Origin of the sequence: Pseudonocardia sp. Ae150A_Ps1, assembly GCF_001932315.1 — a bacterium.
Taxonomy (GTDB): Bacteria; Actinomycetota; Actinomycetes; order Mycobacteriales; family Pseudonocardiaceae; genus Pseudonocardia.
The window spans coordinates 1780795-1792967 of record NZ_MCIJ01000001.1; the positions used below are offsets into that span (position 1 = coordinate 1780795).

Consider the following 12173-nt stretch of genomic DNA (forward strand, 5'->3'; position numbering starts at 1 on the left):
CACGGGGCACGGGGCACGGGGCACGGGGCACGGGGCACGGGGCACGGGGCACGGGGCACGGGGCACGGGGCACGGGGCACGGGGCACGGGGCACGGGGCACGGGGCACGGGGCACGGGGCACGGGGCACGGGGCACGGGGCACGGACCAGTGCTCCCACACACGAGGCACGTACCTGCGCTGAGATCGCTGCCTGAGGAAGCGATTCCGCAGAACCTCCTCCCCGGACCCGCCGACCACCGCCCGGCGAGCCCGCCCCGGAGTCCCTCGGCACCCTGCCCGGCTCCGGTACTCCCCTCACCCCCTCGCTCCCCCCGCAACCCACGACGAGGTCCAGGTCCCGAGGGTTCGCACGGGATCGCGCCTCGCACGGGGTCGGACCCCGTGCGAACGACACGAGCTCGTGCGAACCCAGCGAACCCACAGGCTCCGTTCGCACGACGCGGTCCGGTGTGCGCGGCGGCCGGGCGAGGTCGTGCCGTCAGCCTGCCGGGCGCGGGGACGGGAGGGGCAGCCCGCGGCGCTCGAACACCCAGCGCGCCCGGTCCGGGGCGTCGGTGATGATCCCGTCGACCCCGAGGTCGAGCAGCGCGTCCATCGTGGGGACGTCGTTCACCGTCCACGGGATCACCGCGAGCCCGGCGTCGTGCGCGGCCCGTACCGTCGCGGCCGTGGTGAAGGGCGTGTAGCCGGGCGCGGTGGTCCCCGCCGACTGCGGCGTGCCGTGCACCGGGGAGACCGCCGACGCGTCGACCGTGCGTGCCGCGGCCACCAGGGCGGTGGCCGGATCGGCACCGAGGTCGTCGGCGTCGAGGCCGTTCAGCCACGGCGACCGGCCCGGCTGCCCGAGCTCCAAGAAGCTCTCGTTCATCAGCAGGATCCGGTCCAGCTCGGGAGCGACCTCCCGCATCCGGTCCAGCGCGGCGAGGTCGAAGCTCTGGACCGTCGTGCGTTCCACGACTCCGGCGCGGCGGACCTCGTCCGCGACGACCTGTACGAACTGCTCCCGCGGCGCGGTCTCCGCCGGGGCCGCGGCCTCGACCTTGGTCTCGACGTTGAACCGGACGTCGTCGGCCCCGCGGTCCCGCGCGAGAGCGAACACCTCGTGCAGCTCGAGCATCCGGGCGCCCGGCGACAGGGTCTGCGCGGGGTACGCGGGCCGGCGCACCGAGCCGCAGTCCATGGTCCGGATCCGGTCGAGGGTCAGGTCCTTCACGTACTTCCCGACGTACGGGAACTGCGGATCGCCCGGGGCCACCGGCGCGGTGTCCGTGCAGACCTCGTCGCTGGTCCGGCGGTCGTGGGTGACGACGGCGTGCCCGTCGGCCGTGATCTGGACGTCCAGCTCCAGGGTGTGCACCCCCAGGTCGAGGGCCGTGCCGAACGACTGCAGCGAGCTCTCCACCGACAGCACCGATCCGCCGCGGTGCGCCTGCAGGTCGACCACCCGGTCGTCGTCCGGCGGGGCGGGGGCCGCAGCCGTCGTCGCGAGCAGTGCCGCGGCCGCGAGCACGACGAGCAGGGGCACGGGCAGGGGGCGTCGGAGTCGCACGGCGCGACCCTAGGAACCGCCGCTGTCGGGTGACCTGCCCGCAGATGACAGGGGCATGGCGGCCGGTCGACGAGCTCAGCGCCCCCGGTTCCCCAGGGCCCGGGTCAGCAGGGTGCGGGTGTCGGCCGGGTCGATCACGTCGTCGATCTCGAAGACCGTCGCGACGCTCAGCGCCTTGCCGCGCTCGTAGTAGCCCGCGACCAGCTCGTCGTAGCGGACCTGCCGGGCGTCGGCGTCGTCGATCGCGGCCAGCTCGTCGCGGTAGCCGAGACGGACCGCCCCCTCCAGGCCCATCCCGCCGAACTCGCCGGTCGGCCAGGCCACGGTGAGCACGGGAGCGTGCAGGTCGCCGCCGGCCATCGCCATCGCCATCGCCCCGAGTCCGTAGCCCTTGCGCAGCACGACCGCCACCAGCGGCACCGTGAGCTGCGCCCCGGCGACGAACATCGCGCCGAACCGGCGCACGGTGGCCGTCCGCTCGGCGTCCGGACCGACCATGAACCCAGGGGTGTCGCACAACGACACCACCGGCAGCCCGCGGGCCTCGCAGAGCTGCAGGAACGCGGTGGCCTTGTCGGCGGCGTCGCCGTCGATCGCCCCGCCGAGATGCTCCGGGTCGTTCGCGAGGACGCCGACGGCGAGGCCGTCGAGCCGGGCGAACGCCGTGACGATCCCGGCCCCGAACCCGCCGCGCAGCTCCACGACACTGCCGGTGTCGAACAGGACGTCGAGGACGCGCCGGACGTCGTAGGCCCGGACCCGGTTCTCCGGGACCGCGTGGCGCAGCGCCCGCTGGTCGGCGTGCTCGCCGGGGACCGGGTCGCCGCCGACGTGCAGCAGGTAGCGACGGGCCTCGGCGACCGCGGCGGCCTCGTCCGGCACCAGCAGGTCGACGACGCCGTTGGCCCACTGCATCGGCATCGGCCCGACGTCGGACGGGGCGACGACGCCGAGCCCACCACCGGAGATCATTGCGGGCCCGCCCATCCCGAGGCTGCTCCCCTCGGTCGCGACGATCAGGTCGCAGGCGCCGGCGAGCGCGGCGTTGCCCGCGAAGCAGTACCCGGCGACGACGGCGACCGTCGGCACCCGCCCGCGGAGCCGGGCGAACAGCCGGAACGTCGGGACGTCGAGCTGGGCGACCGCCGAGGTGTCGGTGTCCCCCGGGCGCCCGCCGCCGCCCTCGGCGAACACGACGACCGGCAGGTTCTCGCGCTCGGCCAGCCGGAAGAGCCGGTCCGTCTTGTGGTGATTGTGCACGCCCTGGGTGCCGGCCAGGACGGTGTAGTCGTAGGACATCACGGCGACCGGGCGCCCGCCGACCGTCCCGGTCCCGGTGACCAGGCCGTCCGCCGGGGTCTTCGCGACGAGCTCGTCGACGCTGCGCCGGGCGCGCTGCGCCGCGAGGGTGAGCGCGCCGTACTCGACGAAGCTGTCCGGGTCGAGGAGGTCCGCGATGTTCTCCCGGGCGGTGCGCCGCCCGGCGTCACGGCGCCGGGCGACGGCGGCGGCCCTGCCCTCGTCGAGCCCGGTGCGCCGACGGTCCCGCACCTCGGCAAGATCGGGCCGGATCCGGTCCGGGTCGTCCGCCCCGGCGCACTCGGCGTCCTCGGCCGCGTCGGCGTCGGCGAGGACGGCGAGCAGGTCACCCGCCTCGACGGCGTCACCGACGGCGACGGCGAGCGACTCGACCCGGCCCGGCGTGCCCGCGGTGACCGGGTGCTCCATCTTCATCGCCTCGAGGACGACGACCTCGCCGCGGGCACCGACCACGTCCCCGACACCCGCGGGGAGCGCGACGACGACGCCCGGCCGCGCCGCACGGACGGCGGTCCGGTCCTCCGGCACCGCGGTCCGTCCGGCGGACGCGACCGGGCCTGCCCCGGTCCCCGACGGGTCAGCCGGCCCGGCCGGGGGCAGCACCGACTCGCGCTCCGCGCCCGCCAGGCCGCCGACGTTCCGGTCCACATAGGACGTGTCCAGCGTCCCGTCGACCAGTTCCGGCAGCGCCAGCAGCGCCTGCAGCAGCCCGATGTTCACCTCGACCCCGGCCACGTCGAACCCGGCCAGCGCCCGCCGGGCCGCCGCGGCGGCCGTGGCGGCGTCCGCGCCGCGGGTGACGACCTTGGCCAGCAACGGGTCGTACCGGGGCCCGACCGGGTAGCCGGCGTAGCCGTGGGTGTCGACGCGGATCCCGCACCCGGCGGGCGGCTGGAACCGGGTCAGCGTCCCGGCCGCCGGGGCACGGGACCCGTCCGGTCCGACGGCCTCGGCGTTCACCCGGGCCTGCACCGCGGTACCGCGCGGGACGGGTGGCGCGGTGAGCCCGAGGTCGGCGAGCCGCGCGCCGCGGGCGACCCGCAGGCCGAGCTCGACCAGGTCCAGTCCGGTCGTCTCCTCGGTGACCGTGTGCTCGGCCTGGATCCGCGGGTTGACCTCCAGGAACGCGATCTCGGCACCCGCGACCAGGAACTCCGCGGTCGCGAGGCCAGAGTACCCGGCGAGCAGGCGCAGCGCGGCGTCGTGCAGACGGGCCCGGACGTCGCCGGGCAGGGCCGGCGCGGGGCCGATCTCGACCAGCTTCTGCCGGTGCCGCTGGGCCGAGCAGTCCCGGTCGCCGAGGACGACGACGTCGGTCCCGTCCCCGAGGAGCTGGACCTCGACGTGCCGGGCGCGCGGGAGGAGCCGCTCGACGAGCACCTCGCCGTCGCCGAACGAGGTCCTGGCCTCGGAGGCGCACCGGCGGACGGCGTCGTCGAGGTGGGCGGCGTCGGTGACCGGCCGCATCCCGCGTCCGCCACCGCCGGAGCGGGCCTTGACCATGACCGCGCCGCCGGGGCCGAGCCGGGACAGCAGCGCCGCGCCGTCGTCGGGGGCGACTGCCTCCAGCACCGGGACGCCCAGCGCGGCGGCCCGCTCCCGCGCGGAAGCCTTGTCCCCGAACAGCTCCAGCGCCTCCGGCGCCGGACCGACGAAGGTGACGCCGTGGGCGGCGCAGGCCCGGGCGAGCGCCGGGTTCTCGGACAGGAACCCGTAGCCGGGGTGCAGGGCGTCGGCTCCGGTGTCGACGGCCGCGCGCACGATCCGGTCGACGTCCAGGTAGGCCGCGGCCCCGGCGCCGGGGAGCTCGACGGCCCGGTCCGCGCGCACGACGTGCAGGCACGCGGCGTCGTCGGCGGGGTGCACGGCGACCGTCCCGATCCCGAGCGCCGACGCCGTGTCCATGATCCGGACGGCGATCTCGGCCCGGTTCGCGACCAGCAGCGTCCCGCTCACCGGCCCGGCCTCCGCACGACGATCCCGGCGGCCTCGCGGTCCCACACGCCGGTCCCGGCGCCGGACTCGCGCAGCACGTGCTTGTGCACCTTCTGGGTCGGGGTCTTGGGCAGCTCGGGGGCGAACGCGACGTAGCGGGGCACCATGAAGTACGGCAGCCGCTCGATCAGGAACCGGGTCAGCTCGACGGGATCGACGGTGCGGCCCTCCCGCGGCACGACGACGGCCTTGATCTCGTCCTCGGTCAGCTCGGAGGGCACCGCGACGACGGCGCTCTCGTACACGTCGGGATGCTCGTTGATCACGCGCTCCACCTCGAAGCTGGAGATGTCCTCGCCACGCCTGCGCAGCGCGTCCTTCATCCGGTCGGCGAAGAAGAACCGGCCCTCGGAGTCGGCCCGGAAGGCGTCGCCGGTGTGCACCCAGCCGTCGACGAGCGTCTCGGCGGTCTTCTCCGGCAGGCCGTGGTAGCCCTGCATCACGGTCAGCGGCTCCTCGGGCCGGACCCACAGCTCGCCGACGGACCCGGACGGCACGTCGTGACCCGCGGAGTCGACGAGGCGGAGCTCGTAGCCGGGCCGCGGGAAGCCGCACTCGCCGCCGACCACGGTCTCCGGTGGCCCGTTGAGCACGCAGCCGATCTCGCTCATCCCGTAGACGGCGGCGAGGTCGATCCCGAACCGCGCACGGAACCCGTCGACGTCGCTGGCCAGCGGCGCCATGACGGCCAGCTCCAGGGGGTTGTCCGCGTCGTCGGGGCGACGCTGCGCCTGCTGGAGCAGCTCGGCCATCGCACCGAGCATCACGGTGACCGTGATGCCGTGCTCGCGGACCGTCGGCCAGAACCGGCTGACCGAGAAACCGGGCTCGATCACGCACAGCGCCCGGTGGATCAGGGCCTGGTAGACGCCGAACCACTGCCCCGCGAGGTGGAACAGCGGCAGCGTGACGAGGATCCGGTCGCCCGGGACGGGGCGCGCCTGGTCCTCGCGGGAGGCGTAGGTGTAGGCGTGCGCGTGCGGGATCCGGACGCCCTTGGACCTTCCGGTGGTGCCCGAGGTGTACATCAGCGCCATGAGCTCGCCGGGATCGAGCGTGACGGGTGCGGCGGGCTCGTGGGCGAGCAGCTCGTCGAAACCGACGACGCGGAACCGGTCCCGCAGGCCGTCCGCGGCCGCGGGATCACCCCGGACGACGAGTGTCCGCAGCGCCGTCAGGTCCCCGGCGACCCGGGCGACCCGTTCGACGTGGGCGTCCTCGCAGACCAGGATCCCGGCGGCCGAGTCCTCGAGGACGTGGGTGAGGAACGAGCCCGTGTACGCGGTGTTCACCGGGACCTCGACGAACCCGCCGAGTCCAGCCCCCGACCAGGTGTGGACGGCGTCGAGCGAGTTGTCCAGCAGCAGCGCGACGGTGTCCTGCCGGGCCGCGCCGAGTGCCGAGAGCCCGGCCGCGACGCGCAGCGAGCGCTCGTGGCTCCCGGCGACGGTGTACCGGCCGTCCGGCCCCACCTGCGCGACGGCGTCCGGGGACTCCGCGAGGGCACGGTCGTAGGCGGCGCGCAGCGTGCGCTCGGCGATCGGCGGAAGGCTCACATCAGCACCCCTCGTCGGGCGGCGTGGACGACGCTGACTTTACATGGGTGTCAAGTGAGCCGGCCGCGTGCGAGAGTGGCCCCATGTCGCAGGCCGCGGGGCTCGGTGGCCGGGCCGTCCCGGCGGAGGACCGGCGCGCCCTGCTGCTCGACACCGCCGAGGGCGTGTTCCGGCGGCTCGGGTACGAGGCGACGACGGTCGCGGCGCTGGCGTCGGCGGCGGGGGTGACCCGGCCGACGGTGTACTCCTACTTCGACTCGAAGGACGCCGTGTTCCGGGCGCTGGTCGACCGCGTCCGGGCGGAGTTCCTGCGCCTCCAGGAGCGCACGCCGAGCGGGTCACCGGCGACGATGGTCCGCGAGATCGTCGCCGGCTACCTGCGCGCCTACACCCGTCACGACGGGCTGCTGACGATCCTCGCCCACCAAGCGCTCGCCGACCCGGCGCTGCGCGAGGTGCACGACGAGGTGTTCGCCCGCGCGGAGCGCCGCAACACCCGCTTCCTCGAACGGCTCGCCGACGACGGCGTCGCCCGGCCCGTGGTGCCCCCGGACCGGATCTCGGTGGCGATCACCGGCCTGATCGCCCGGTTCGCACGTCTGGCCGCGGCGGAGCCGGACAGGCTCGAGGCGCTCGCCGGCGAGGTCTCGGACATGTACCTGTGCCTGGCCGGCATCGCCGATCCCCCGGACTGAGCCGGGGCCGCGGGTCAGGCGAGCAGCTCGGCAGCGCGCAGCGCGGCGCGGACGTCCTCGTGGTGCCACTCGTCGAGCGGCACCAGCGGCAGCCGGATCCCGCCGGGCATGAGGCCCAGCTCGGCCAGCGCCCACTTCACCGGGATCGGGTTCGGCTCCGAGAACAGGGCGGCGTGCAGGCCCGCGAGGTCGGCGTCCAGCGCGGCGGCGGTCTCGGCGTCGCCGGCGACGGCGGCCTTGCACATCCGGGCCATCGGCTCGGGGGCGACGTTGGCCGTGACCGAGATGTCGCCGTGGAACCCGGCGAGCATCGACGCGCGGGCGGTGCCGTCGTCGCCGGAGTAGAGCGCGAAGTCGTCGAGGCCGAGGGCGACCAGCTCGCGGACGCGGTCGAGATCGCCCTTGGCCTCCTTGAGCCCGACGATGTTCGGGATCTCGGCCAGCCGCGCGACCGTCGTCGGGAGGAGGTCGCAGGCGGTGCGCCCCGGCACGTTGTAGAGGTACTGCGGGATGGCGACGGTCTCCGCGATCCGCTTGAAGTGCTGGTACAGCCCCTCCTGCGGGGGCTTGTTGTAGTACGGCGTGACCAGCAGGGCCCCGTCGGCACCGGCGGCGCGGGCGGCCCGGGTGAGGTGCACGGCCTCGTCGGTGGAGTTGGCACCGGTGCCGGCGATGACGGGGACCCGCCCGTTCGCGACCTCGATGGTGCGGCGCATGACCTCGGTGTGCTCCAGAACCGACAGCGTCGACGACTCACCGGTGGTGCCGACCGAGACGATCGCGGAGGTGCCCGCGTCGATCTGGCGCTCGACGAGCTCGCCGAGAGCCTTGTGGTCCACCTCGCCGTCGTCGTGCATCGGGGTCACGATCGCGACGATGCTCCCGGTGATCATTCCGGTCCTCCCTGGTACCGCTGCTGTGCCGGCACGACGGTAGCAAGCGACCCCGACGACGCCACCGGGTTCGTGGCACTCAGCCCAGCGCGAGCCGGGCCGGCTGGACCGACCGGCCGATCCGGCGTCCGGCCTGCACCGCGACCAGCACCGCGGCGACGACGGCGACGGCGGTGACCGCGATCGGACGGTCGTTCGCGGCCACCCCGGCAAGCGCCCAGACGACGGCCGCGGCGAAGCCCGCGAAACCCGCGGTCGATCCGATCACCGACAGCACGGCGGCGGTCAGCATCACCAGCAGCAGGATCGCCGCGGTCTGGGGCAGCGCGCCGTCGGCGGGCAGGCCGACCGCGACACCGGCGGCCATCAGGCCGAGCACCAGCGCCGCCGACGACCAGCCCAGGTAGAGGGCGACAGGCAGCCGGAACGCCAGCCGCTCGACCCAGCCGTCGGCGGCGTCGCGCGCCAGCCGCGAGTACGCGACCGCGAGGACGGCGACCAGCCCGATCAGCACCACCTCGGCGGTGACGACCCAGCGGTTCGAGAACGCCAGGATCCACAGCGGGTTCAGCGCCGCCGAGGCCGCGAGCCACCAGCCGACCCGGCGGTGGATCCCGCGCCCCCGCTGCGCGGGCAGCAGCGCGTAGGCCGCGTAGACGACGAACCCCAGGTAGAACAGGCCCCAGATCGAGAACGCCCACCAGGCCGCGAGCAGCGGCGTGTCGTAGGACCGGGCCACCTCCCCGATCCCGGATCCGCCCAGCGTGGAGACCAGCACCTGCAGGATCGCCAGGACCGCCACGACCACGCTCCGGACGAGATCCGCGGTGGTCGGGCGCGGGGTGAGCACCGTCATCCGCTCATGGTGGCGCGCAACGCCCGTCCCTGCCATCCGGCCGACGGGCGACCTGATCGATCGGCCGGTCAGAGGGGGTACACGAACAGGTGCACGTCGCGCGCGTCGCCGGGCGCGAGCCGCACCCCGGCGGGGAGCCTTCCGTACTCGGCGAACCCGCGGGCGGCGTAGAACGCCGGCAGCGGCGTCCCGCCGCGCGCCCCGAGCGTGAGCATCTCGACGCCCATCTCCCGGCCGTGCGCGACGGCGGCGGCGAGGAGCGCAGTCCCGACCCCACGGCCCTGCAGGTCCGGGCGGACCATCAGGCGCTGGACGTCGGCGCGGTGCGCCGCGATACCGCCCCCGCGGGCCAGGAAGACGGTGCCGTCGGGCTCGGCCCCGTCCCCGGCGACGATCATCCAGGCGTCGCCGGAGCGGACGCCGTCGATCGTCGCCGCGGCGAGGTCACGGATCTCACCGGGGTCCCAGCCGGGCACGAAGTCGACGGCGCCGCCGGCCTCGGTCACGGCGATCCAGAGATCGCCGAGCGCGGCGGCGGCGCCGGGGGGTGGATCGACGACCCGGTGGACGGCCGGGGCGTCGACACTCACAGGTTCGGGAACCAGAGCTTGATCTCGCGGTCGGCCGACTCCGGGGAGTCCGAGCCGTGGACCAGGTTGGACCCCGTCTCCAGGGCGAGGTCCCCGCGGATGCTGCCGGGGGTGGCCTTCTCCACCGGGTCGGTCCCGCCGGCGACCTGGCGCCAGGCGGCGATGGCCCGCGGGCCCTCGACGACCGCGGCCAGGACCGGGCCGGAGGTGATGAAGGAGATCAGCTCCTCGAAGAAGGGCTTACCGTCGTGCTCGGCGTAGTGCTGGGTGGCCAGCTCACGGTCGACGGTGCGCAGGTCGAGGGCGACGAGGTCGAGGCCCTTGCGCTCGATCCGCGAGACGACCTCGCCGACGAGCTTGCGCGCGACGCCGTCGGGCTTGACCAGGACGAGAGTGCGTTCAGTCACGCGGGCCAGGGTAGCGACGGTGTGTGACGAGCCCGCACGGGCCACCGTCACCCGTCACCCCGGGCTCCTCGCCGAGCGCGGTCGCGGCGAAACGCAGAAGATCGGGCAGGCTCAGGTACCGGGTCACGAGGAGCGGGTGGTCGTCAGGCCCGGCCGAGCCGGTCGAGAGTGTCCCTGAAGTTCTCCGTGACCCAGGCGGCGGCGCGGTCGACCTCGATGTCGTGGTCGTGCCGGTCGACGTACCCCCGGACGGCGGCCCGGGCGACCTCCTGCATCGATCGCCCCTCGGTCTCGGCGCGGGCGCGCAGGGCTTCGGTCTCCGACTCGGTGAGCCGCAGGGTCATCGCCACGGCAGCGATGATACCTGCGGTGATACCGCGATGCCTCTCATTCCTCCTGCTGCGACGGCAGCGTCCCCGCCGCCATCCGCCGCGCGACCTCGCGCCGCATCCACAGCAGGATCGCGAAGACCACCACGAACGCGAACGCGACGATCGCCAGCGAGGGCACGAAGACGAACGACGCGACGACGAGGAGCACCTGCAGCGCGAGCGTGGCGCCCAGGCCCCAGGAACGCCGCTGCAGCCCGGACAGCAGGATCATCGCCACGGCCAGGGCGGTGATCACCCCGGCGCCGAGTGCGGTGGAGCCGCTGCCGAAGCGTGGCAGCACCAGCAGCGCGAGCAGCACCACGATCGCCTCGAGGATCAGCGTCGCGGCGAACACGCCGCGGGCGCCCTTCATCGGGTCGGTCGGCGGCGGGCGGACGCCCTCCGGGACCCCGTCGATCCGGTCCGTCCCGCTCACTCCGGCTCCCTGCCGAACAGCGACCGGACCTCGCCGGCCGTCACCACCGACCCGGTCACGACCACGCCGACGCCGGACCCGCCGGCCTCCTCGGCGATCTCCCCCGCCTGCTCGACGGCGGCCTGCAGCGACGGCTCGACGCTGACCCGGTCGGAGCCGAAGACCTCGGCGGCGAGCGCGCCCAGCTCGTCGGCGTCCATCGCCCGGGGCGAGGAGTTGGTGGTCACCACGACCTCGTGCAGCACCGGTTCGAGGCCCTCGAGGATCCCGCGCGCGTCCTTGCCCTGGAGCACCGCGAGCACGCCGACCAGCCGGGTGAACCGGAACTCGCCGGTCAGCGCCGTGGCGAGCGCCGTCGCCCCGGCCGGGTTGTGCGCGGCGTCGAGCAGCACCGTGGGGGTGTCCGGTCCGCCCTGCACCGGCTCCAGCCGGCCGGGCGAGCGGACGGACGCGAATGCGGCCCGGACGGCCTCCGGGTCGAGGGGCTGCGCGGTGCCGGCCCCGACCAGCGCCTCGGCGGCGGCCAGTGCCACCGCCGCGTTCGACGCCTGGTGCTCGCCGTGCAGCGGCAGGAAGATCTCGTCGTAGCGGCCGGACAGCCCCTGCAGCTCGAGGCGCTGCCCGCCGACCGCGAGCTCCCGCTCCCGGACGCCGAACTCGGCGCCCTCCCGGGCGACCTGCGCGCCGACCTCGGCGCAGCGCTCGATGAGGACCTCGGCCACCTCCTTGTCCTGCGCGGCGAGGACGGCGACCGAGCCCTCCTTGATGATCCCGGCCTTCTCGCGGGCGATGTCGAGGACGTCGTTCCCGAGGTACTCGGCGTGGTCGACGCCGATCGGCAGGATGACGGCGACGTCGGCGTCGGCGACGTTGGTCGCGTCCCACCGGCCGCCGAGCCCGACCTCGATCACCGCGGCCTCGACCGGGGCGTCGGAGAACGACGCGAAGGCCATCGCGGTGAGCACCTCGAACTTCGACAGCGCCGGGGCGTCGCCCCGCTTCGCGTCGACCAGCTCGACGACGGGCTCGACCTCCCGGTAGGTCGCGACGTAGTGCTCCGGGGTGACGGGGCGGTTGTCCAGGTTGATCCGCTCGGTGGCCCGCTGCAGGTGCGGGCTGGTGTAGCGGCCGGTGCGCAGGCCCACCTCGGTGAGCAGGGCGTCGATCATCCGGGAGGTCGACGTCTTGCCGTTGGTCCCGGTCAGGTGCACGACCGGGTAGCCGCGCTGCGGTTCGCCGAGCGCGTCGCACAGCGTCTGCATCCGCTCCAGCGACGGTTCCATGACCGACTCGGGCCAGCGCCGGTCCAGCGCGGCGTCGACCGCGAGGAACTCGGCGTACCCGGTGACCGTCGACTGGGCCGGCACGACGTCCGGGGTGTCGCCACCGCGGATCTCGTCGAGCACGGCCGCGATCACGGCTTCCTGGGCGTCCTTCTCGGGGGTCTCCGCCGCCTCGTCGGCGGCCGCGGTGTCCGAGCGGTCCTCGTCGGAGCCGTCCTCC

The 12173-nt window shown here is 74.8% G+C and carries 11 protein-coding genes; 1 reads left to right on the plus strand and 10 read right to left on the minus strand.

Features of this window, described 5'->3' with window-relative positions:
• Positions 1-480: 480 nt before the first annotated feature.
• From Ae150APs1_RS08040 to Ae150APs1_RS08050, 3 genes are all read right to left on the minus strand, one after another.
• A complete protein-coding gene (locus tag Ae150APs1_RS08040; protein WP_249266265.1) occupies positions 481-1551 on the minus strand; it encodes a glycerophosphodiester phosphodiesterase family protein in 1071 nt (356 codons plus the stop codon).
• Between the two features lie 75 nt (positions 1552-1626).
• Positions 1627-4827: a carboxyl transferase domain-containing protein gene (locus Ae150APs1_RS08045; RefSeq protein ID WP_256385576.1), complete on the minus strand. Its 3201-nt coding sequence runs from the start codon at positions 4825-4827 to the stop codon at positions 1627-1629.
• Positions 4824-6422: an AMP-binding protein gene (locus Ae150APs1_RS08050; RefSeq protein WP_075296735.1), complete on the minus strand. Its 1599-nt coding sequence runs from the start codon at positions 6420-6422 to the stop codon at positions 4824-4826. Before Ae150APs1_RS08050 ends, Ae150APs1_RS08045 begins: the two co-directional genes overlap by 4 nt.
• Before the next feature lie 83 nt (positions 6423-6505).
• On the opposite strand from Ae150APs1_RS08050, the gene Ae150APs1_RS08055 reads away from it, so the two are divergent.
• Positions 6506-7117, plus strand: coding sequence for a TetR/AcrR family transcriptional regulator (locus Ae150APs1_RS08055; RefSeq protein WP_060575224.1), 612 nt, complete (start codon positions 6506-6508; stop codon positions 7115-7117).
• Positions 7118-7131: 14 nt separating this feature from the next.
• Here the strand turns inward: Ae150APs1_RS08055 and dapA are convergent, their stop codons facing one another.
• From dapA to Ae150APs1_RS08090, 7 genes are all read right to left on the minus strand, one after another.
• Positions 7132-8010, minus strand: coding sequence for a 4-hydroxy-tetrahydrodipicolinate synthase (gene dapA / locus Ae150APs1_RS08060; RefSeq protein WP_010232594.1), 879 nt, complete (start codon positions 8008-8010; stop codon positions 7132-7134).
• A 79-nt stretch (positions 8011-8089) separates the two neighbouring features.
• On the minus strand, positions 8090-8866 hold the full coding sequence (locus Ae150APs1_RS08065; RefSeq protein ID WP_075296737.1) for a hypothetical protein: 777 nt from the start codon (positions 8864-8866) through the stop codon (positions 8090-8092).
• 68 nt (positions 8867-8934) lie between these two features.
• Complete coding sequence (locus Ae150APs1_RS08070; RefSeq protein ID WP_010232592.1) at positions 8935-9456, minus strand: GNAT family N-acetyltransferase; 522 nt, start codon at positions 9454-9456, stop codon at positions 8935-8937.
• The gene (gene ndk, locus Ae150APs1_RS08075; protein ID WP_010232591.1) at positions 9453-9863 is read right to left on the minus strand and encodes a nucleoside-diphosphate kinase; all 411 of its coding nucleotides are present in this window, start codon (positions 9861-9863) and stop codon (positions 9453-9455) included. Before ndk ends, Ae150APs1_RS08070 begins: the two co-directional genes overlap by 4 nt.
• 143 nt (positions 9864-10006) lie before the next feature.
• Positions 10007-10207, minus strand: coding sequence for a ribbon-helix-helix protein, CopG family (locus Ae150APs1_RS08080; protein WP_249266542.1), 201 nt, complete (start codon positions 10205-10207; stop codon positions 10007-10009).
• A gap of 43 nt (positions 10208-10250) precedes the next feature.
• Positions 10251-10670 (minus strand): DUF4233 domain-containing protein, encoded by a 420-nt coding sequence (locus Ae150APs1_RS08085; RefSeq protein ID WP_083679992.1) that lies wholly within the window; start codon positions 10668-10670, stop codon positions 10251-10253.
• The gene (locus Ae150APs1_RS08090) at positions 10667-12037 is read right to left on the minus strand and encodes a folylpolyglutamate synthase/dihydrofolate synthase family protein (protein ID WP_249266543.1); all 1371 of its coding nucleotides are present in this window, start codon (positions 12035-12037) and stop codon (positions 10667-10669) included. Before Ae150APs1_RS08090 ends, Ae150APs1_RS08085 begins: the two co-directional genes overlap by 4 nt.
• Positions 12038-12173: the final 136 nt, after the last annotated feature.